This is a genomic window from Micromonospora sp. NPDC049230 (assembly GCF_040647875.1).
In the GTDB taxonomy this organism is placed as follows: domain Bacteria; phylum Actinomycetota; class Actinomycetes; order Mycobacteriales; family Micromonosporaceae; genus Micromonospora.
In genome coordinates this window covers 1-19,975 of the sequence record NZ_JBEZCZ010000032.1, presented here as the reverse complement: position 1 = coordinate 19,975, position 19,975 = coordinate 1, and the positions used below count along the sequence as shown (strand labels likewise).

Below are 19,975 nucleotides of genomic sequence, written 5' to 3'. Positions count from 1 at the left end.
TGGACACTTCCCCCCGGCCTCTGTTAGCGGCAAGCTAGACAGGTGATGGTGCGCGAGTGGGACCCCAGGACCGCGTCGTCCGCCGAGATCGCGTCGCTGCTGGTCACGCTGAACGCGGTGCTGGCGGCCGATCTTCCGCAGGACCCGCCGTGGCGGGAGACCTCACTGCGGGAATACCTCGCCGAGGTGATGCCCGGCGAACGGCGGATCTCGTGGATCGCCCAGGCCGAGCCGACCGGCCCCGGTGACCCGGGCGCGGTGCTCGGCCAGGTCCACGTGCTGCTCCTCGGTGACATCGGTGTGCTCGAGGTGCTGGTGCACCCGTCCGTGCGACGCAGCGGCCTCGGTCGTGACCTGGTGTTGCGTGCCGCCCGCCGGGTCTACCAGGAGGGTTTCCAGTCGATCGGGGTCGAGGTGGTCGGCGACACGCCGGCGGTCGGGTTCTACGAGTCGCTCGGCTTCACCCGGGAGTACGTGGAGACGCGCAGCGTGCTCGACCTGACCGCTGTCGACTGGGCCGAGCTGACCCAGATGGCGACCGGCGTCGCGGCGGGCTACCACCTGGAGTTCTTCCCCGGCGGGCCACCGGACGACCTGATCGAGGCGTACGCGCGGGCGAAGGCCGAGGTCCGCGACGTCGACGACGGTGAGTTGCGCCCCAGCTCCTACGATCCGGAGCGGCTGCGCGACAGCATCGACACACTGCACCGGCGAGGCATGAAACCGTACATCGTGCTCGCTCGGCACGAGGAGAGCGGCGAGGTGGCCGGCCTGACCGAGGTGGTGGTCCCCGCGCAGCACCCGACCCGTGCCGACCAGTACGACACGATCGTCGCGCAGGACCACCGGGGTTACGGCATCGACCGGGCGATCAAGGCCCGGATGCTGCTGGAGCTGCGCTCCGCCGAGCCGGAGCTGATCGAGGTGCAGACCTGGAACGCACAGGCCAACGAGGCGATGCTCAAGGTCAACGCGGAGCTGGGCTACCGGCCCGACCGGGACTGGTGCGAATACAGCGTCGACGTCGCCGAGTTGGTGCACCGGCTCGATCCGCCGCGCTGAGGGAATTCACGCAACTGTCCACTAGGGGATGGACGGTGGACAGTCGGGCACCTTAACGTGCGTTGACTCTCATCCACCCATCGTGGAGGCCCTATGCGCCCGCGCCGCTCAATCGCCGCGCTCGCGACCGCCACCGCCGCCGTGACGGTGGCGGCGCTCGGCGTCGCACCCACAGCGGCCAGCGCCGCGCCCACCGACCTGTTCATCTCGGAGTACGTCGAGGGCTCGTCGAACAACAAGGCGATCGAGCTGTTCAACGGCACCGGCGCTCCGGTCGACCTCACCGCCGGCGGCTACCAACTCCAGCTCTACTTCAACGGCTCCGGCACGGCCACGACGATCGCGCTGGCCGGGACGGTGGCTGCCGGAGACGCGTTCGTGTTCGCCAGCGCCTCGGCCGGGGCCGCCGTCCTCGCCCAGGCCGACCAGACCACCGGGGCCAGCCTGTTCAACGGCGACGACGCGATCGTGTTGCGCCGGGGCAGCACAGTGCTCGACTCGATCGGGCAGGTGGGCGTCGACCCGGGCACCGAGTGGGGTGCGGGTGCCACAGGCACCGCGGACAACACCCTGCGCCGCCTGTCGACAGTGACCACCGGCGACACCGATCCGACCGACGCGTTCGACCCCGCCGCGCAGTGGGCCGGTTTCCCGGTCGACACCTTCGACGGCCTCGGCACGCACACGGTCGACGGCGGCGGCCCGGTCGACGTCCCGGCCACGCTGACCTGTGGTGGCCCGCTGGTCACCAGCGCGGGCACGGCGGCGAGCCGGGAGGTCACCGCCACCGACCCCGACGACATGATCGTCGACCTGACGGTGACCTCGGTCAGCCCGACGCCGTCCGCCGGTTCGATCACCCGCACCGCGTTCACTCCCGCCGAGGGCCTGGGCGGCACCGCCCGCGCCACGGTCGGCGCGAGCGCCGACCTCGCCGCCGGGGCGTACACCGTCGCAGTGACCGCGACCGACGCGGACGGTGGCACCGCCACCTGCGCGTTGGCCGTGCAGGTCACCCGGGAGTTGACAGTCGGCGAGGTGCAGGGCCCGACCACCGACGCCGAGCCCGGTCCGACCGACCGCTCACCGCTCGCACCGACGAGCGGCAACGGCACGAGCAGCACGCTGTACGACGTGCGCGGCGTGATCACCCAGTTGACCCTCGCCCGCACCTCGGCCGGCGCGGAGCAGCACGGGTTCTTCCTACAGAGCCGTGTCGGGGACACCGACGGTGATCCGACCAGCTCCGACGGCATCTTCGTGTTCATGGGCGCGTTCACGTCGCTGATCGGCGGCTACGTGCCGACCGTCGGCGACGAGGTCGTGCTGCGGGCCCGGGTGTCGGAGTACTACAGCTTCACCCAGCTCTCCGGCGCCTCACTGGTCCGTCGGATCGCCGGCGGCCTGGCCGTGGACAGCGCTGTCGCGGTGACCGACGCGGTGCCACCGGCCGAGCTGACCGACGCGCAGCGCTTCTGGGAACGTCACGAGGGTTCCCGGATGCGGGTCCGCGCGGGCAGTGGCGCGGTGAGCGGCCGGGACGTCTTCTCCTCCACCGCCGACGCCGAGTTGTGGGTGGTCGACCGCGACGACCCGCTGCTGGACCGCGCCGACCCGTACTCCCGGCGGGTCTTTCGTGACTCGCACCCGCTGGACAACGACCCGACCCGCCGCTTCGACGACGGCAACGGCCAACGGACACTGCTCGGCAGCATGGGCGTGAAGGCGACCGCCGGGGACAGCGCCGCGCTGCTCCCGCCGGCGCACACCTTCGACACGCTGCGCGCCGACGCGGTGGGCGGGATCTACTACTCGTTCGAGAAGTACGGCGTCCAGGTCGAGCGGGCGGAGTTCGACGCCGGTGCCGACCCGTCGAAGAACAACCCGCCCAAGCCGGCCGACCGGTCGCAGGAGGTGGCCGTGGCCACCTACAACGTGGAGAACCTGTACGACTACCGCGACGACCCGTTCGACGGCTGCGACTTCACAGGTAACACCGGTTGCCCGGGTGTCGACCCGCCGTTCGACTACGTGCCGAGCAGCGAGGCGGACTACCGCGGGCAGTTGGCCGCGCTCGCCGACCAGATCGTGAAGGATCTGCACGCACCTGACCTGATCCTGGTGCAGGAGGCCGAGGACCAGGACATCTGCACGGTCTCCGGTGCCGCGCTGAGCTGCGGTGACACCAACAATGCCGACGGCGCTCCGGACAGCATCCAGGAGTTGGCGCTCAGCGTGGCGGCGGCCGGCGGGCCCGCGTACGCCGCCGCCTATGACCGCACCGGCGCGGACGCCCGCGGCATCACCGCGGCGTTCCTGTACCGCACGGACCGGTTGTCGCTGGCTGCCGCGACGGCGAACGACCCGCTGCTCGGCTCGGCGCCGACAGTTCAGTACCGGGCTGCTGGGCTGCCGGCCAACGCCGACGTGCAGAACCCGAAGGCGCTCAACGCGGTGCTGCCGGCGGATGTGGACACCTCGACCGGTCGGGACGGCACCAACGTCTTCACCCGTGCTCCGCAGTTGGGCAAGTTCAGCGTGGCCGCGTCACCCGGCGCGTCCGAGCGCTTCACCCTGTACGCGCTCAGCAACCACTACTCCTCCGGCCCGGACGGCCGGGTCGGGCAGCGGCGGGAGCAGGCGCGCTACGGTGCCGCCATCGTCACCGCGATCGAGGCGGCCGACCGGAGCGCCCGGGTGGTCTACGGCGGGGACCTGAACGTGTTCCCCCGACCGGACGATCCGTTGCCCTTTGGGCACCAGGAACTCAGCGCGACGGCTGGCCAGCCCACGCCGTCGGACCAGCTCGCGCCGCTCTACGAGGCTGGTCTGCACAACCTGTGGGACAGCCTCGTCGCGGACGTGCCGGCCTCCGCCTACTCGTACAGCTTCGAGGGGCAGGCGCAGACCCTCGACCACCTGTTCGTCAACGACGCGCTCTACGGCGATCTGGTGCGGGTGCGGGCGGCACACGTCAACGCCGACTGGCCGGCGGAGTTCGCCGGCGACGGATCGCGCGGTTCCAGCGACCACGACCCGCAGGTGGCGAGGTTCCGCTCCCGGGCGTCGCTGACCGTGGCCGACACGACTGTTGTCGAGGGCAATCAGGGCACCCGGCAACTGACCTTCACCGCGACGGTGTCGCGGCCGCTGTCCCAGCCGGTGCTGCTCTGTGCCGCCACCGTGGGCCGCACCGCGCAGGCCGGCTCGGACTTCGACACGTACGCGGGCTGCCGGTTGCTGGCCGCCGGGCAGACGTCTGTGGCGTTCCCGGTGACCGTTCGGGGTGACCGCAGGCGGGAGGCCGACGAGAAGCTGACGCTGCTGGTGGCCGGCGTACCGGGCCTGCGGCTGGCCGACCCGCTCGCAGTCGGCACGATCACCGACGACGACTGATCCCGGAGTCTGGTCGATAATGGCCCGCCGCCCCCGAGTGGGGTCGGCGGGCCGTCGGATCGCCCGGACGATGCCAACGACCGGCCACGGTGTGTCGGAGGGCTCGCTGAGTATGGCTTTCCGCTGCGCGGTGCTGGGGCTCGTGCCGTTGGGAATCCCACTGTCGGCGCTGGCTGCTCCCGCATCCGGAAGTATTGGTGAGTCGTCCATGCAGCCACCGTTCCGGCTCGCTCCGTTCCTCGCAGCCCCGTTCGGTGAGCCTGTGGACAACGAAAGGGCCTGTGGATAACCGCGCGCTCATAGCGGCACGGAGGTGGCTCCCGCCCGGCCTGCGAACCCGTGAACCGTGAACTGCACGTCCTCGCCGCCAAGGGGCAGGGACGGCAGCCCCACCCTGCCCTGCCCTCCCCTTCCCCTTTGCTCTGCACCCCGATATGCGCCGGTCGCGGACCGTAGCCGTCGCATCCGCGGGTGCAGAGCAAAGGCCGGCATGAAGGTGTCGAGGGCCCGGGGACACGCGCTTCCGACCGATCCAGCCGCTCGCGGCAGCGGCGGGCACCTTCGAGCCACGGCGCTGCATGGCCGGCATGGAGGCGTCAGGGGCCGGGACCCGCGCTCCCGGCCGATCCAACCGCTCGCGGCAGCAATCGGACCCGCGCGGGCGGCGTCAGAGGTCGCAGAGGCGGCGACCGGAGCGGATGTCGTCGAGTGCCGCGTGCAGGTCGCGGATGCGCCGCTCGGCCTCGGCGGTCAGCCGATCGTGCAGACCCTCCCAGTCGGTCAGCTCGGGGTCGGGCGGCAGGGACGCGAGCAGGTCGCGGATGTCCTTGACGGTCAGGCCGACGCGTTGGGCCACTCGCGCCACCCTGATCCGGCAGGCCGCGTCCGAGTCGAAGCGCCGCTGGTTGCCGCTGGTGCGGGCCGCCGCGATCAGGCCCTGCCGTTCGTAGAACCGCACGGCGGAGCCGCTGACCCCGCTCTCCCGGGCCACCTCGCCGACCGTCAACGCGCCCATCGCCACTCCCCCGCCGCCATTGACTTCACTATTAGTTCAAGTCCTAGCGTCCACAGCATGACACCGCAAGAGAACAACGTGCCGCCGACCGTCGCCGTGCTCGTCGGGAGCGTCCGTCAACCTCGGGTGGGCCGCTCGATCGCCGACTGGTTCGTCGCCCACGCGGGCCGTCGCGGGGACCTCGGCCTGGACCTCGTCGACCTCGCCGAGGTGCCGCTACCCTTCGCCGACACCCCGCCCGGGGGCAATGCGGCAAGCCCGATCAGTGCCCGGTTGGCCGCCGCCGACGCGTTCGTGGTGGTGACACCCGAGTACAACCACAGCTTCCCGGCCGCCCTGAAGAATGCCATCGACTGGCACTACCGGGAGTGGGCCCGCAAGCCGGTGGCCTTCGTGTCGTACGGCGCCGGTTCCGGCGGCATCCGCGCGGTCGAGCAACTCCGGCTGGTCTTCGCCGAGGTGCAGGCCGCCACGACCCGCTCCGGGGTGGTGCTCCGGGCACCCTGGGAGCGGCTGGACGACACCGGTCGGCTGGTCGACGACGAGCCGCTGCGGCAGGCCGCCGACGCCACGCTGAGCGAGTTGGCCTGGTGGGCCGAGGCGCTGCGCGTCGCCCGCCGCGTCCGGCCCTGAGCCTCGACATGGACGTCTCCGCACGACGGCTCGGCTGGTACCTGACCCTGGGCGGTCTGCTCGCGGTGATCGACACCACGGTCACCGTGGTGGCCCTACCGAAGCTGGTCGACGACCTGGACACCAACCTCACCACGATCGGCTGGGTCACCAGCGGCTACGCGCTCGCCCTGGTCGCGGTGATGCCCACCGCGGCCTGGGGATCGGCCGCTTCGGTGCCCGCCGCAGCTACCTGACCGCGCTGCTGCTGTTCACCGCCGGCTCCGTGCTGGCCGGGGCCGCCTGGAACGTCGGGTCGCTTATCGCCTTCCGGGTGCTCCAGGGACTGGGTGGCGGGCTGCTCAACCCGGTCGGGATGGCCGTCGGGCTGCTGCTGCTCTGCCCCGGCCTGGCGCTGGCGGTCGGCGGGCTCAGCGTCACCGGCGAGCGGGGCGGAGTCGTCACCGCGACCGTGCTGCTGCCGCTCGCGCTCGGCGCCACGCTGGTGGTCGCTTTCGCGTGGCCACGCTGGGCGCGGTCATCGGCCTGGGCATGGGCGCGACGCTGATGCCGACGATGACCGCGGCCAGCCGATCGTTACCGCCCGGCGACCTGCCCGCCGGCTCCACGCTGCTCACCACTGTGTCGCACACCTCGGTCGCGGCCGGCACCGCGCTGATCGCCGCCGCCCTGTCCTGGCTGACGGACCGGCTCGCCCCGAGCCTGGGCGGCGGAGGCATCACGGCCGCCAACCGGCTCGACCGGCCGACCCGGGTCGGTCTCGCGCCGGAACTGGCGCAGGCCACCCGGCTCGCGCTCGCGGTATCTGTCGTGCTGTTGGCGCTCGCCTGGCTGACCAGCCGGCGACTTCCGGCCGCCGCCGCGGGTGCCGACAAGGGGACCACCCCGGCGGAACCCGGACAGTCGATCAGTAACGCTGGCGCAGCAGCCCAGCGGCCTCGACCGCCCAGTAGGTGAGGATGACCTGCGCGCCGGCCCGTTTGATCGAGGTCAGCGTCTCCAGCATCACGCGCTCCCGGTCGATCCAGCCGTTCGCGGCGGCGGCCTCGACCATCGCGTACTCGCCGGAGACCTGGTAGGCGGCGACCGGGACGTCCACCGCGGCCCGGACCGCCGACACCACGTCGAGGTAGGGCAGCGCCGGCTTGACCATCACCAGGTCGGCACCCTCGGCGACGTCGAGCGCCACCTCACGCAGCGACTCCCGCAGGTTGGCCGGATCCTGCTGGTAGGTGCGCCGGTCCCCATCCAGCGCCGACTCCACCGCGTCGCGGAACGGGCCGAAGAACGCCGAGGCGTACTTCACCGCGTACGCCAGCACTGCCACGTCCTGGTGCCCGGCGGCGTCGAGGGCCCGGCGTACCACGCCGACCTGGCCGTCCATCATCCCGGACGGCCCGACCATGCCGACCCCGGCGGCGGCCTGGGCCACCGCCATCTCGGCGTACGCGGCCAGGGTGGCGTCGTTGTCGACCTCGCCGTCTCCGGTGAGCAGCCCGCAGTGCCCGTGCGAGGTGAACTCGTCCAGGCACAGGTCGCTCATCACCACAGTGGCGTCGCCCACCTCGGCGACCACGTCGCGGATGGCGACGTTGAGGATGCCGTTCGGGTCGATGCCGGCGGAGCCGGTCGAGTCCCGCTGTTCCGGTACTCCGAAGAGCATGATCCCGCCGATCCCGGCCTGGACCGCCTCGGCGGCGGCCTTGCGCAGCGAGTCCCGGGAGTGCTGGAGCACCCCGGGCATCGACGCGATGGCGCGCGGCTCGGTCAGCCCCTCCTTGACGAACATCGGCACGACCAGCTCGGCCGGGTCGACGCGGGTCTCGGAGACCAGCCGCCGCACGGCCGCGTTACGGCGCAGCCGGCGGGGCCGGATCTCGGGGTACGACATGAGGGGCCTCCTCGGAGACGACTACCGGAAGCGGAGGGCGGTCGGCCCCTGCACCTTCGAGCCACGGCGCTGCTTGGCCGGCATGGCGGCCAGCTTCTCGCGCAGCTCGACGGCGTAGGCGGCGAGCGCCTCCACCAGGTCGGGCACCGAGGCGTGCGGTGGCTGCACGTCGACCCGCAGGCCGAACTCGGTAGCGGTCTCCGCCGTCTTGGGCCCGATGACGGCAACAACGGTACGCGCGTGCGGCTTCCCGGCGATACCGACCAGGTTGCGGACGGTGGAGGATGACGTGAACAGGACAGCGTCGAACCCGCCCGACTTGATCGCGTCCCGGATCTCGGCGGGCGGCGGCGCGGCCCGCACCGTCCGGTACGCGGTCACGTCGTCGACCTCCCAGCCGCGCTCGGTGAGCCCGGCAGCGAGCGTCTCGGTGGCGATGTCGGCACGCGGCAGCAGCACCCGGCCCACCGGGTCGAGGATCTCGTCGTGCGGGGAGAACTCGGCGAGCAGCCCCTCGGACGACTGCTCGCCGGCGGGGATCAGCTCCGGCTGGATGCCGAACGCGCGGACCGCGTCCGCCGTCGCCTCACCGATGCAGGCGATCTTGACGCCGCCGAAGTGCCGGGCGTCGAGGCCGTGCTCGGCGAACTTTTCCCACACCGCGCGGACCGCGTTCACCGACGTGAAGATCACCCAGGCGTACCGGCCGTCGACCAGGCCCTTGACCGCCCGCTCCATCTGCGCCGGAGTACGCGGCGGCTCGACAGCGATCGTCGGCACCTCGCACGGGATCGCCCCGTACGCGCGCAGCCGGGCACTCATCGCGCCGGCCTGCTCCTTCGTGCGGGGTACGAGCACCTTCCAGCCGTACAGCGGGCGGTTCTCCCACCAGCTCAACTTGTCGCGCTGACCCACCCCGACACCGACGGTGAGCACCACCCGGCCGGTGAAGCCGAGCGCGGCGGCCACGAAGCTGTCCACTGTCGACGTGGTCGTGTACTGGGTCTCGCCGGTGCCGTCGCCTGTCACACCGACGCCTGTGGCGCCGTCGACCCCGGCGGCGAGCAGCCCGTCCCGGACGGCGGCGAGGTCGCCGGCGTCCACGGCGAGCGCGAGCGAACCCCGGCCGACGGCCGCGGCCAACGCCTCGAAGTCCAGGGCGCTGACGTCCTCGACGTCCGCGGCGGTACGCACACCCGGCAGCGGAACACCCGCGTAGGTGGCCACCCCCTCGGCCTGGCCGACACCGGGCACCACCTCGAAGTGCGCGGCGGTGCGGGCCACCGCCTGCACCTCCTTCACCACCGAGTCGTGGCCGAACGGGTCGCCGGCGACCAGGTGCACCGCGTTCAGCCCGGACCGGGCCGCGGAGATCAGCACCTTCGCCACGTCCCCGGGTGCGCCTTCGGCGGGGGTGAACTCGGCATCGTCGGAGGCCTCGGCGCGAACGACGGCGAGCAACGACTCCGGGACTCCCCGGTCGTAGATCACCTGGTCGGCGTCGACAAGGGCGTCGTGGGCCCGACGGGTCAGCAGGCCCGGGTCACCGGGGCCAGCCCCGACGAACGCGATACGGCCGACGGGCTTACGGGTGCGGGTCATTCTGTGCTCCCAAATTGCTGGGTCCCCGGGCCGGTGTGTCCTTCGTGGCCGAGGATCGAGTCGGCGCCGAGGTCGAGGAGTTCGGTGGCGAGTGCCTTACCGATCTCCGCCGCGTCGGCGGGCGTTCCGGTGCGGGACAGCCGGAGGTCACGAGTGCCGTCCGGGCTGATCACCGCCCCGCGCAGGTAGATCTCATCGCCGTCGTCGCCTTCGGCGAGTTCGGCATAGGCGGCGACGGGTGCGCTGCACCCGGCCTCCAGGGTTGCCAGCAACGCGCGTTCCGCGGTGACCGCGGCGCGCGACGGTGCGTGGTCCAGCGCCGTGAGCAGCTCGACCAGGTCCTGGTCGTCGACCCGGCACTCCACGGCCAGCGCACCCTGAGCGGGCGCGGGCAGCATCAGCATCGGGTCCAGTGCCTCGGTGACGACGTCGAGCCGGCCGAGCCGGGCCAGCCCGGCCCGGGCGACGACGACGGCGTCGAGGTCGGCGTCGGGGCCGAGCACCCGCGCCAGGCGGGTGTCCACGTTGCCGCGGATCGGGGTGACCTCCAACTGAAGGCCGAGGGCGTGCAGTTGGGCGATACGGCGTAGCGCGCCGGTGCCCACAGTGGCACCGGGCGGCAGTTCGGCGAGCGTCCGGCCGCCTCGGGCGATCAGCGCGTCGCGCGGGTCCTGCCGGGGCGGCACCGCCGCGATGTGCAGCCCACCGGCGGCAGCCGTGGGCAGATCCTTGTAGGAGTGCACAGCGAAGTCGATCGTCCCGGCGGTCAGCGCGTCGCGCAGCGCGGAGACGAACACCCCGACGCCGAGCCGGTGCACCGGCGCGTTGGAGCGGTCACCAGCGGTGACCACCTCGACCAACTCGACAGGGCGGCCGGTGGCGGCGGTCAACGCCTCGGCGATCTGACCGGACTGGGCCATCGCCAGGGCGCTGCCCCGGGTGCCGAGGCGCAGGGGGGCGATCATCGCGCTCCTTGAGAGGGTGGGGTCGGCTCGACGGTGTCGGCTCCGGACACCGGGTCGATGCCGGGGAGCGCCACGCCGAGGTCGGGGGCCAGCACCTCCGGGACGGTGTCCACCGGAGAGGTCTGCGGCACCTCGAGGTCGAACAGCTCGCGAAGCAGGGCCGCGTACTGGTCGCCGCCCGGCTCCGCGGCCAACTGGCGGACCTTGACGGTGGGTTGGTGCAGCAGCCGCTGCACGACCCGGTGCACCGTCCGGGCCACCTCGGCGCGCAGGTCGTCGCCGAGGTCGGGGCGACGCTGAGCCAACCGGCGCAGCTCGGCGGTGACCACGTCGTCGGCCCGGCCGCGCAGCGCGGCAACCGTGGGTGCCACGTCGGCGCCGCGCAGCCAGGTGAGGAAGCCCTCCACCTCGCCCAGCACGATCCGTTCGACGGCGGCGGCGTCCGCGGCGGCCGGACCGTCGGCGAGCAGGGCCGCCATCCGGTCGATGTCGATCACCTCGACGCCGGGAAGCTCGGCGACGCCATCCTCGACGTCACGGGGGACGGCCAGGTCGAGCAGGACCAGCGGGCCCCGGACCGGGTCCCGGTCGGCCAGGGCCGCGCCGACCACCGCCCGGGTGAGGACCGGTTCGGTGGACGCGGTGGCGGCCACTACGATGTCCACTGTGGAGAGGGTGGCGGCCAGCTCGGTCATTGGCGCGGCACTCGCCCCGTACGACTCGGCCAGCCGGACGGCCCGGTCGGCGCCCCGGTTGCTGACGGTGAGCGGGCCGGCGCCCAGTCGGGAGAGCGTGGCCACCCCGAGCGAGCCCATCGCGCCGGCGCCGACCACCAGGGCCGGGTGGCCGGCGAGGTCGCCGTCGAGGTGCCCGGCGGCCAGCTCCAGCGCGGCGGTGACGACGCTCTGGCCGGCCCGGTCGATGCCGGTCTCGGCGTGGGCCCGCTTGCCGACCCGCAGCGCCTGCTGCATCAGCTCGTGCAGCAGCCGGCCGGCCGAGTCGGCGCCGGTGGCCCAGTGGTACGCGTCGCGCAGCTGGCCGAGGATCTGCGCCTCGCCGACCACCATCGAGTCCAGACCCGTGGCGACCCGGAACACGTGGTCCACGGCGGCTGTGTCGTAGTGCACGTACAGGTGGCTGGCGAGCGCCGCCGGCGAGCTGCCGGCCTGCTCGGCCAGGACGGCGCAGACGTCACCGAGCCCGCCGTGGAAACCGGACACGGCGGCGTAGACCTCCACCCGGTTGCAGGTGGAGACGATCACCGCCTCGGCCACGTACGGCTGGGCGACGAGGCGGTCCAGGGTGCGGGTCAGGTCGGCGGGAGGGACGGCCAGTTGCTCCAGCGTGGCGACCGGGGCGGTCCGATAGGACGCGCCGACGACGAGCAGTTTCACGTGCCTATCGCCTCCTGGGTGTCGGTGGCCGCGAACCCGCCGGGCAGGGCGGTGAGAGCGGACCCGCCGGTGGCGGGCAGCGCGGTCAGCGACGCCTTGCGGTGCTCGTGGAAGGACAGAATCTGCAGCTCGATGGCGAGATCGACCTTGCGCACGTCGACCCCCTCCGGCACCGAGAGTACGCACGGCGCAAAGTTGAGGATGCTCGTCACGCCGACGGCGACCAGTTGGTCGGCGACCTGTTGGGCGGCGGCGGCCGGGGTGGCGATCACGCCGATCGCGAGGGATTCCTCCGCGGCGACCGTGGGGAGGTCGTCGACATGCCTGACCACCAGGCCGTTGATCTCTTCGCCGACCCGGGAGGGATCGGCGTCGAGTAGTGCGGCGATCCGGAAGCCCCGACCGGCGAAGCCGTTGTAGCCGGCCAGAGCGTGACCGAGATTACCCACGCCGACCAGGGCGACCGCCCGGCGCTGGGTGAGCCCGAGCACATTCTCGATCTGCTCGATCAGCAGCGTGACGTCGTAGCCGACGCCCCGGGTGCCGTACGAGCCGAGGTGGGACAGGTCCTTGCGGAGCTTGGCGGAGTTGACGCCGGCGGCGGCGGAGAGCCCCTCGCTGGACACCGTCTCGTGCCCGGTGTCGGCGAGGTTGTGCAGCGCGCGCAGATATTCCGGAAGCCGGGCGACGGTGGCCTCGGGCAGGTCCGGGAGCGCTGGTACGGCACCGGCGCGGCCGGGCGCGCCTGGGTGACGGTGCTGACTCATGAGACTCCGTGCGGTGCGATCCTCGGCCAACTCCGCTGGTGGGCCGCTTATGGACTCCCGCTGGCGACCGAGGTTGGCGGCTGTGCTAGCAGGGCGCGTCGGAGTCACAGAGTAGGCGCTTGTGAAGACGTGCACAAATCGCGATCTTGTCGCTGCGCGCCGCGACTCCACAGGCACCTCCATTCCACAAGATCGATTTAGCGGCGTTTTCCGCACGCCGCCCGGGCGATTATTGCTCAATCCCGACTTCTCTGACCAATCCCGCGCCGAGCCTGGTGGGAGTGGCCCCGCAGGTGGTAGGGACAGCACTACGGGGGAGAGGCGGGGCTTCGGGATGGGGACACCGGGCCCGGTTGCCTAGCCTTTCCCCATGACCGCCGTTGCCGCCACCAGCGACCAACAGATGCTGGCACCGAGCATCCCCCGCCAACTCTTCGTCGACTCCGGGTACGTGCTGCTCGGGTTACCCCTGGCGGTGGCCAGCTTCGTCGTCCTCGTGGCCGGTTTCGCGGTCGGCCTCGGCCTGGTGGTCACGGTGATCGGCCTGCCGATCCTCAGCGGCACCCTGTACGCCGCCCGTGGGCTGGCCGACATCGAGCGGCTACGGCTGCCGGCCGTGCTTCGGCAGCCCCGGATCCGACCGCACTACCGTTTACCCGAGCCGGGCGCGAACACCTGGCGGCGGATCTTCGTGCCGATGCGGGACGCCCAGTCCTGGCTCGATCTGGCGCACGGCATCCTGCGGTTGGTCGCGGCGGCAGCCACCTGCCTGGTGACAGTGATCTGGTGGGCCGCCGCGATCGCCGGCTCGCTCTACTGGGTGTACGACTGGGCGCTGCCCCGACCGACAGGCGAGGACCAGGACCTGGCGCAGCTGCTCGGCCTGGGCGACTCGACCACCGCCCGGATCGGTCTGAACACCGCGCTCGGGGTGTTCTTCCTGATCACGCTGCCGATCGTGGTCCGGGGTTGTGCGCTGCTCCAGGCCAGCTTCGCCAAGGCCATGCTGACCGGGGTGGCCGAGATGCGCGACCGGATCACGGTGCTGGAGGAGCAGAAGCGGGCCGCCGTGTCCGCCGAGGCGTCCGCACTACGCCGGCTGGAACGCGACATCCACGACGGCCCCCAGCAGCGCCTGGTTCGCCTGGCGATGGACCTGAGCCGGGCCCGGATCCAGCTCGCCTCCGACCCGGAGGCCGCCGGCCAGACCATCGACGAGGCGGTCACCCAGACCCGGGACACGCTCGCCGAGCTGCGGGCACTGTCCCGGGGGATCGCCCCGCCGATCCTTGTCGACAGGGGCCTGCCCAGCGCCCTGGCCGCGATCGCCGGGCGCGGGCTGATCCCGATCGAACTTCAGGTGGACCCGCAGCTCGGCACCCCGGAGGGGCGGCTCGATCCGGCGGTGGAGAACACTGCGTACTTCGTGGTGTCCGAAGCGCTGACGAACGTCGCCAAGCACAGCCGGGCCACCGAGGCCGTGGTGACGGTGGCCCGGCAGGGCACCCACCTCCAGGTGGGGGTGGGCGACGACGGTCAGGGCGGCGCGCACCTGGCCAAGGGGCACGGGCTGGCCGGCATCGCCGACCGGGTGCGGGCCGCCGGTGGGGAGTTGCTGGTGGTCAGCCCGGCCGGTGGTCCCACCGAGATCCGCGCGGAGCTGCCGCTGTGAGCGATCAGGCACCGCGCCGCGCCCCCGAGGCGGCCCGGACGTGGTAGACAACACAGCCATGCGGATCGTGATCGCCGACGACGCCGTCCTGCTCCGGGAGGGGCTGGTCCGGCTGCTGACCGAGAGTGGGCACCAGGTGGTGGCCGCCGTCGGGGACGGCGACGCGCTCGTCAAGGCAGTGGTGGAGCACCAGCCGGACGTGTCGATCGTCGACGTCCGGATGCCCCCGTCGCACACCGACGAGGGGCTGCGGGCGGCGGTGGAGGCGCGGCGGCTGGTGCCGCGTACCCCGATCCTGGTGCTCTCCCAGTACGTCGAGGTCTCGTACGCCGATGATCTGCTTGCCACCGGCGGTGCCGGCGGCGGCATCGGCTACCTGCTCAAGGACCGGGTGGCCGCGATCGACGAATTCCTGGACGCGCTGCGCCGGGTGGCGGCCGGCGGCACGGTGCTCGACCCGGAGGTGGTGGGTCAGCTCTTCGCCCGGCGTCGCCGGGACGACCCCCTGCGTGAATTGACCCCGCGCGAGCGAGAGGTGCTCGCGCTGATGGCCGAGGGCCGCTCGAACACCGCCATCGCCCGTGCCCTGGTGGTCAGCGACGGCGCTGTGGAGAAGCACGTGCGCAACATCTTCACCAAGCTCACCCTTCCACCGGACACCGAGCAGCACCGGCGGGTGCTGGCCGTCCTCACCTACCTGCGGAACTGATCTCCCGGGCCAGGGCCACCGCGTCGGTGAGGGTGTCGGCCACCGGGTGACCGGAGGCGCGCAGCCGGCCCGGGTCGGTGAACCCGCCGGTGTAGAGCACGGCGCGGCCGCCCACCGCGAGCGCCGCGTCGGCGTCGTCGATGGAGTCGCCGATCAACACCACCGAGGTGCCGTCCACACCCAGTTCGGCAATGTGCAGTTTGAGCGACTCGGCCTTGCGGTCGCCGCCGACCGCCGCCCGCAGCCCGTCGACGCGGGTGAAGCGGCCGGTCAGCCCGTACGTGTGCACGGTCGGCACCAACTCCTCGTGGAACCACATGGAGAGCAGACTCTGACTGCCCGGCCAGGCCGCCATCGCGTCGCGCGCGTCGGCGGCCAGCTCACAGGTCGTCAAACCGGTGCGGTACGCCTCGTGGAAGATCCGGTCCAGTCGGCCGAACTCGTCGTGGTCCACGGCCTGGCCGAGCACCTCGGCGTAGTACTCGGCGATCGGCCGGCGGAACCGCACCCGGTGCTCGTCGAGGGTGACCGTCGGCCCGCCCAGGCTCGCGAACACGACGTTGGTGGCGGACACCACCAGGCTGAGGTCGTTGAGCAGGGTGCCGTTCCAGTCCCAGACGAGGTGCGGGTGAGCAGAGGTCATCAGAGCACCCTAGGCACCCGTCAGAGCTGCGGCGTGGTCAGGTCCCGCAGCAGCCGGTCCTCCTCGACCCGCCAGTAGCCGTGCTCCTTGCCGTCGAGCATGACCACCGGCAGCCGGTCCCCGTACTCCCGCTCCAGACCCTCGTCGCCGGTGACGTCCCACTCGACCCACTTGTCGCCGGTGACCGCCACCACCCGGTCGAGCGCGGCCTTGGCGTCGTCGCACAGGTGGCAGCCGGGTCGGGTGATCAGGGCGAGCCGGGCGTCAGTGGACATCGGTACCTCCGTCAGGGTGTCGGCGAGCGCCGGCAGCGTCGCCTGTCGCACCGGCGCCGCCGCCGCGTACGCCCGCACAGTCTCGCCGGTTCGCGGGTGCCGCACACCCGGTACCGCCGACTCGGCCGGCACGGTGATCGAGTCTGGCACGGCGGGCGGCGACCGGCCACGACCGACGGTGTGGACCAGTGCTGCGGCGTCGCACCGGGACAGTCCCGTCCACGGGACGGTCCTATGTGCCACCGACGAGCCGATCGAGTCCCACCGATGGGATGGACGGCGCCGTCCGCAGGTGTTTCGGCCACGACCGCGCGGCCACCCGAGGCGATAGGGTCAACCGAACGGGCGAGGGCTCCGACCTGGGCATCCATCCAGGAACAGCCGGTCAACGGAAAGTCAAACGCACACGACGGACAACCGGTCCGCCGCTGGTGCGACGGAGCGGGAAATACTTCCGCCTTGTGTAACGGACTTGCCACGCGCGGGTGACGTTGGCCCTATCATCACTCGGGTCGGCTCACCCCATTTGCCGTGAGTCGACACCCCTCAGCCCGAGGAGGCCCCCGTGCCTGTTAGCGCATTGGACCAGCACCTCCAGGGGATTTGCCGCCCATCGGCAACCCCCGCGACCGCCCTGCCCGACCGGTTGCCCGGTCGGTCCGCCCCGACACGACACAGACCGGCCCGTCCGGCGACCCACGGGACGGGGGCAACCCGGTGACCACCTTCGGTTACGCGGAACGCCCGGTCGGCCGGACCGGTCAACCGGCACGCTCGCACGTCAACGAGCGCCCGACGGCCCGCCCCCCAATGGACGAACCACCCGGCACCGCGGCGCGCGGCGACGGCGCGGCGCAACGGATCCGCAGCCGGCCACACCACAACGAGCCGCCGCCGCGGCCCGCGGTGCCCGGCGGGAACGCGCGACCAACCGGCGGCCGGGTCGCCGTTCCGGCCCGACCGACAATGCCCGCGCAGGGTCGCCGGGTCAGCGAGACGCCGACGGTGACCACCGATCCGGCGGCGGGCGAGACGGCGGTGATCCCGGCGGTGCCGGCCACCATCGCCGCCACCGCCACCACCCCGACCGGCTTTCCGAGCCGCCCGGACCCGTCCGACCCGGCCACCGAGGTCTGGACGCTGATCGAGCGCGCCCAGGCCGGTGAGTCCGAGGCGTTCGGTCTGATCTACGACCGGTACGTGGACACCGTGTTCCGGTTCATCTACTTCCGGGTCGGCAACCGCCAACTCGCCGAGGACCTCACCTCGGACACCTTCCTGCGCGCGCTCAAGCGGATCGGCAGTTTCACCTGGCAGGGCCGTGACCTGGGCGCCTGGCTGGTGACGATCGCCCGCAACCTGGTCGCGGACCACTTCAAGTCGGGCCGGTACCGGCTGGAGGTCACCACCGGTGACGTGCTCGACGCCGATCGGGAGGACCGGGGCCCGGAGGGCAGCCCGGAGGCGGCGGTGGTGGAGCACATCACCAACGTCGCGCTGCTCACCGCCGTGAAGCAGCTCAACCCGGAGCAGCAGGAGTGCATCGTGCTCCGCTTCCTCCAGGGCTTCTCGGTCGCCGAGACGGCCCGTGCGATGGGCAAGAACGAGGGTGCCATCAAGGCCCTCCAGTACCGGGCCGTTCGCGCCCTGGCCCGGCTCCTGCCCGACGGCTTCCAGCCGTAGTTCGCGGCGGCGGGACCGATGGGCGTCGATCGACGTCCGTGCAGCTCACAGTCGGTCCCGCCCGGTGATGACGATCACTTTCTGTAATTTCGGCTCCGCCCGGCCCGTAACCCGTGCCAGGTCCGCCGCGTTTCTCCGGGTGCGACCGGTGGTTGTCCCGGCAGGGCCGGGTCACCGAGGTCCGACCGGCAGGCCGGCGGCACCTCACCTCCGTGGTGTCACACTGCCGCCCGGTCGTCGGCAACGACGGCGGCCGACCGGCCGTGACCAGCGAGAGAGAGGTGCCTGCGGTGGATGACATCCTCTTCTCCCGCCGGCGCGCCGAGCGCTTCGCGCAGCTTCTCGACGAGGCCAACGGCGCTCGGCGACACCACGTGCGATCCCGGATGGACGCGCAACTCGCGCCCGTCGTCGCGGTGGGCCAACGACTCAGTACCGACCCCCCGACCGTCGAAGTGGACCAGGACTTCCGTACCGGCCTGCGGGCGATGCTGCTCGCAACCGCCGAACGGGAGGGGCTGGGCACCACACCGGCGGCCACCGAATCGGCCACGACCGCCCGTGGGCGGCTGCTACCGGCGGTCACCGCCCGGCGGGCCCGAGCCCGAGGCGCGATCCTGGTCGGCATCGCCGCCGGCGCCATCGCCGTCTCCGGCATCTCCGCCGCCAGCGAGAACGCGGTGCCCGGCGACGCGCTGTACGGCATGAAGCGCAAGACCGAACGCGCGCAACTCGCCCTGGCCAGCTCCGACATCAGCCGTGGTCAGCTCTTCCTGGACTTCGCCCGGACCAGACTGGGCGAGGCCGCCGAGCTGCGCGGTGACCGGGTCGGCTACAGCGCCGTCCTCGACGACATGGACGCCGACACCAGGCAGGGTGTCCGCCTACTCACCACCGCCGCGGCCGAGCGGGCAGAGCCGGGCAGCCTGGACACGCTCAACACGTTCGTCACCAGCCAACGTCGGGCGGTGAGCAATCTGCTCGACGGGAGCAGCCGCGTCGACCGGGAGCGGACCCAGCGGTCCCTGCGTCTGCTTGACAACATCCGGGAACGCTCGGACGCGCTGCGCGCGGCGATCGCCTGCGGCCTGCCGGCCCCGACCGCCAGCGACACCCTCGGCCCCGACCCGAACACCTGCCCCGGGGCTCGCTGACGGCACGCCCTTATACCGCACCGCCGACCGGCCGCGCCACAGTTCACGCTGTGCCCGGCCGGTCGACGGTGCGCGGCGGCTACCCTCGCGGGAGGCATCCGTCGTACCGGTGAGGAAGGGAGTCGCGTGGCGCGCAGCCGCAAGGTGACGGTCAGCACCGACGCCGCGGGACACACCACGGGCTGGGCGGAGACCGACCTGTCCCCTGCCGTCGCCCCCGCCCCGGACCCGACCGCGGCCGCCTTCTTCGACGTGGACAACACGATGATGCAGGGCGCGTCGATCTACTGGTTCGCCCGTGGGCTCGCCTCCCGCAACTACTTCACCACCGCCGACCTGGCCCGGTTCGCCTGGCAGCAGCTCCGGTTCCGGCTGTTGGCCCGGGAGCACGCCGGTGACATGTCAGTGGCCAAGGAGGCCGCGCTGGCCTTCGTGGAGGGGTGGCGGGTCGACGACGTGGAGCGCCTCGCGGAGGAGATCTTCGACGAGATGATGGCTCCCCGGATCTGGGCCGGCACCCACCAACTCGCCCAACGGCACCTGGACGTCGGCCAGCGGGTCTGGCTGGTCAGCGCCGCCCCTGTGGAGATCGGCCGGGTGATCGCCACCCGGCTCGGCCTGACCGGTGCCATCGGCACTGTGGCCGAGGTCGTGGACGGGGCGTACACCGGGCGGTTGGTGGGTGAGCTGATGCACGGGCCGGCGAAGGCCGAGGCGGTCACCCAGTTGGCCGTGGTGGAAGGGCTCGACCTGGCCCGCTGCGCGGCCTACAGCGACTCGGCCAACGACCTGCCGCTGCTCTCCGCCGTGGGCCGGGCCGTGGCGGTCAACCCGGACGGCACCCTGCTGCGGCAGGCCCGCCAGCACGGCTGGGAGGTACGGGACTTCCGCACCGGCCGGCGGGCGGTCAAGATCGCCGTACCGTCCACCGCCGCGGCCGGGCTGGTCGTCGGCGCGGTCACCGCCGGGCTGGCACTCCAGCGCCGCCGCCGCGCCGGCTAGGGGCTTTGACACACGCCCTAGGTGTGCTGTCCAGGGAGGTTGGTCGAGGTTGTGTGACGACACGATCTGATGTCGTAGGTAGGTGAAGGCCTCCGGTTGTGGAGTGGAGCTG

General features: G+C 72.3%; 19 protein-coding genes. 11 read left to right on the top strand and 8 right to left on the bottom strand.

Going from position 1 to position 19,975, the window contains the following annotated elements; all coding sequences use genetic code 11:
* The first annotated feature begins 45 nt into the window (after positions 1–45).
* Positions 46–1,062 carry a GNAT family N-acetyltransferase gene (locus tag AB0A95_RS24195; protein WP_357558096.1) on the top strand — a complete coding sequence of 339 codons (1,017 nt, stop codon included), beginning with the start codon at positions 46–48 and terminating at the stop codon, positions 1,060–1,062.
* A 93-nt stretch (positions 1,063–1,155) separates the two neighbouring features.
* A complete protein-coding gene (locus AB0A95_RS24190; RefSeq protein ID WP_357558044.1) occupies positions 1,156–4,458 on the top strand; it encodes a lamin tail domain-containing protein in 3,303 nt (1,100 codons plus the stop codon).
* Positions 4,459–5,125: 667 nt separating this feature from the next.
* Here AB0A95_RS24190 and AB0A95_RS24185 read toward each other — a convergent pair.
* On the bottom strand, positions 5,126–5,473 hold the full coding sequence (locus AB0A95_RS24185) for a MerR family transcriptional regulator (protein WP_357558043.1): 348 nt from the start codon (positions 5,471–5,473) through the stop codon (positions 5,126–5,128).
* Positions 5,474–5,530: 57 nt separating this feature from the next.
* Here AB0A95_RS24185 and AB0A95_RS24180 point away from each other — a divergent pair, with 57 nt between their 5' ends.
* From AB0A95_RS24180 to AB0A95_RS24165, 4 genes are read left to right on the top strand one after another with little or no spacing between them, the layout of a single operon-like run.
* A complete protein-coding gene (locus AB0A95_RS24180) occupies positions 5,531–6,106 on the top strand; it encodes an NAD(P)H-dependent oxidoreductase (RefSeq protein ID WP_357558042.1) in 576 nt (191 codons plus the stop codon).
* Between the two features lie 8 nt (positions 6,107–6,114).
* Complete coding sequence (locus tag AB0A95_RS24175; protein WP_357558041.1) at positions 6,115–6,342, top strand: hypothetical protein; 228 nt, start codon at positions 6,115–6,117, stop codon at positions 6,340–6,342.
* A gap of 29 nt (positions 6,343–6,371) precedes the next feature.
* Positions 6,372–6,653 carry a hypothetical protein gene (locus AB0A95_RS24170; protein WP_357558040.1) on the top strand — a complete coding sequence of 94 codons (282 nt, stop codon included), beginning with the start codon at positions 6,372–6,374 and terminating at the stop codon, positions 6,651–6,653.
* On the top strand, positions 6,605–7,063 hold the full coding sequence (locus tag AB0A95_RS24165) for a hypothetical protein (RefSeq protein ID WP_357558039.1): 459 nt from the start codon (positions 6,605–6,607) through the stop codon (positions 7,061–7,063). The genes AB0A95_RS24170 and AB0A95_RS24165 overlap by 49 nt, the downstream gene beginning before the upstream one ends.
* Here AB0A95_RS24165 and hemB read toward each other — a convergent pair.
* From hemB to AB0A95_RS24140, 5 genes are read right to left on the bottom strand one after another with little or no spacing between them, the layout of a single operon-like run.
* On the bottom strand, positions 7,014–7,997 hold the full coding sequence (hemB, locus tag AB0A95_RS24160; RefSeq protein WP_357558038.1) for a porphobilinogen synthase: 984 nt from the start codon (positions 7,995–7,997) through the stop codon (positions 7,014–7,016). The genes AB0A95_RS24165 and hemB overlap by 50 nt on opposite strands.
* Positions 7,998–8,018: 21 nt before the next feature.
* Positions 8,019–9,599 carry a uroporphyrinogen-III synthase gene (locus AB0A95_RS24155; protein ID WP_357558037.1) on the bottom strand — a complete coding sequence of 527 codons (1,581 nt, stop codon included), beginning with the start codon at positions 9,597–9,599 and terminating at the stop codon, positions 8,019–8,021.
* On the bottom strand, positions 9,596–10,564 hold the full coding sequence (hemC, locus tag AB0A95_RS24150) for a hydroxymethylbilane synthase (protein WP_357558036.1): 969 nt from the start codon (positions 10,562–10,564) through the stop codon (positions 9,596–9,598). The genes AB0A95_RS24155 and hemC overlap by 4 nt, the downstream gene beginning before the upstream one ends.
* Positions 10,561–11,958 carry a glutamyl-tRNA reductase gene (locus tag AB0A95_RS24145; RefSeq protein ID WP_357558035.1) on the bottom strand — a complete coding sequence of 466 codons (1,398 nt, stop codon included), beginning with the start codon at positions 11,956–11,958 and terminating at the stop codon, positions 10,561–10,563. Before AB0A95_RS24145 ends, hemC begins: the two co-directional genes overlap by 4 nt.
* On the bottom strand, positions 11,955–12,725 hold the full coding sequence (locus tag AB0A95_RS24140; protein WP_357558034.1) for a redox-sensing transcriptional repressor Rex: 771 nt from the start codon (positions 12,723–12,725) through the stop codon (positions 11,955–11,957). Before AB0A95_RS24140 ends, AB0A95_RS24145 begins: the two co-directional genes overlap by 4 nt.
* A 370-nt stretch (positions 12,726–13,095) precedes the next feature.
* On the opposite strand from AB0A95_RS24140, the gene AB0A95_RS24135 reads away from it, so the two are divergent.
* Both AB0A95_RS24135 and AB0A95_RS24130 read left to right on the top strand, forming a co-directional pair.
* On the top strand, positions 13,096–14,397 hold the full coding sequence (locus AB0A95_RS24135) for a sensor domain-containing protein (protein WP_357558033.1): 1,302 nt from the start codon (positions 13,096–13,098) through the stop codon (positions 14,395–14,397).
* A 58-nt stretch (positions 14,398–14,455) separates the two neighbouring features.
* A complete protein-coding gene (locus tag AB0A95_RS24130) occupies positions 14,456–15,106 on the top strand; it encodes a response regulator transcription factor (protein ID WP_357558032.1) in 651 nt (216 codons plus the stop codon).
* Here the strand turns inward: AB0A95_RS24130 and AB0A95_RS24125 are convergent.
* The gene (locus tag AB0A95_RS24125) at positions 15,087–15,749 is read right to left on the bottom strand and encodes an HAD hydrolase-like protein (RefSeq protein WP_357558031.1); all 663 of its coding nucleotides are present in this window, start codon (positions 15,747–15,749) and stop codon (positions 15,087–15,089) included. The genes AB0A95_RS24130 and AB0A95_RS24125 overlap by 20 nt on opposite strands.
* Before the next feature lie 20 nt (positions 15,750–15,769).
* Entirely contained in the window at positions 15,770–16,024 is a 255-nt protein-coding gene (locus AB0A95_RS24120; protein WP_238658313.1) for a glutaredoxin family protein, read from the bottom strand.
* Between the two features lie 717 nt (positions 16,025–16,741).
* Here AB0A95_RS24120 and AB0A95_RS24115 point away from each other — a divergent pair.
* The 3 genes from AB0A95_RS24115 to AB0A95_RS24105 all read left to right on the top strand — a co-directional run bounded on the left by AB0A95_RS24115 (position 16,742) and on the right by AB0A95_RS24105 (position 19,863).
* Positions 16,742–17,707 carry an ECF subfamily RNA polymerase sigma factor, BldN family gene (locus tag AB0A95_RS24115; protein WP_357558030.1) on the top strand — a complete coding sequence of 322 codons (966 nt, stop codon included), beginning with the start codon at positions 16,742–16,744 and terminating at the stop codon, positions 17,705–17,707.
* Positions 17,708–17,988: 281 nt separating this feature from the next.
* On the top strand, positions 17,989–18,861 hold the full coding sequence (locus tag AB0A95_RS24110; RefSeq protein ID WP_357558029.1) for a DUF5667 domain-containing protein: 873 nt from the start codon (positions 17,989–17,991) through the stop codon (positions 18,859–18,861).
* 126 nt (positions 18,862–18,987) lie between these two features.
* The gene (locus AB0A95_RS24105) at positions 18,988–19,863 is read left to right on the top strand and encodes an HAD-IB family hydrolase (RefSeq protein ID WP_357558028.1); all 876 of its coding nucleotides are present in this window, start codon (positions 18,988–18,990) and stop codon (positions 19,861–19,863) included.
* Positions 19,864–19,975: the final 112 nt, after the last annotated feature.

Bases quoted from the DNA above. Each gene is read 5' to 3' on its own strand.
- AB0A95_RS24195 (WP_357558096.1), top strand. From the start codon at position 46: ATGGTGCGCGAGTGGGACCCCAGGACCGCGTCGTCCGCCGAGATCGCG.
- AB0A95_RS24190 (WP_357558044.1), top strand. From the start codon at position 1,156: ATGCGCCCGCGCCGCTCAATCGCCGCGCTCGCGACCGCCACCGCCGCC.
- AB0A95_RS24185 (WP_357558043.1), bottom strand. From the start codon at position 5,473: ATGGGCGCGTTGACGGTCGGCGAGGTGGCCCGGGAGAGCGGGGTCAGC.
- AB0A95_RS24180 (WP_357558042.1), top strand. From the start codon at position 5,531: ATGACACCGCAAGAGAACAACGTGCCGCCGACCGTCGCCGTGCTCGTC.
- AB0A95_RS24175 (WP_357558041.1), top strand. From the start codon at position 6,115: ATGGACGTCTCCGCACGACGGCTCGGCTGGTACCTGACCCTGGGCGGT.
- hemB (WP_357558038.1), bottom strand. From the start codon at position 7,997: ATGTCGTACCCCGAGATCCGGCCCCGCCGGCTGCGCCGTAACGCGGCC.
- AB0A95_RS24155 (WP_357558037.1), bottom strand. From the start codon at position 9,599: ATGACCCGCACCCGTAAGCCCGTCGGCCGTATCGCGTTCGTCGGGGCT.
- hemC (WP_357558036.1), bottom strand. From the start codon at position 10,564: ATGATCGCCCCCCTGCGCCTCGGCACCCGGGGCAGCGCCCTGGCGATG.
- AB0A95_RS24140 (WP_357558034.1), bottom strand. From the start codon at position 12,725: ATGAGTCAGCACCGTCACCCAGGCGCGCCCGGCCGCGCCGGTGCCGTA.
- AB0A95_RS24135 (WP_357558033.1), top strand. From the start codon at position 13,096: ATGACCGCCGTTGCCGCCACCAGCGACCAACAGATGCTGGCACCGAGC.
- AB0A95_RS24130 (WP_357558032.1), top strand. From the start codon at position 14,456: ATGCGGATCGTGATCGCCGACGACGCCGTCCTGCTCCGGGAGGGGCTG.
- AB0A95_RS24125 (WP_357558031.1), bottom strand. From the start codon at position 15,749: ATGACCTCTGCTCACCCGCACCTCGTCTGGGACTGGAACGGCACCCTG.
- AB0A95_RS24120 (WP_238658313.1), bottom strand. From the start codon at position 16,024: ATGTCCACTGACGCCCGGCTCGCCCTGATCACCCGACCCGGCTGCCAC.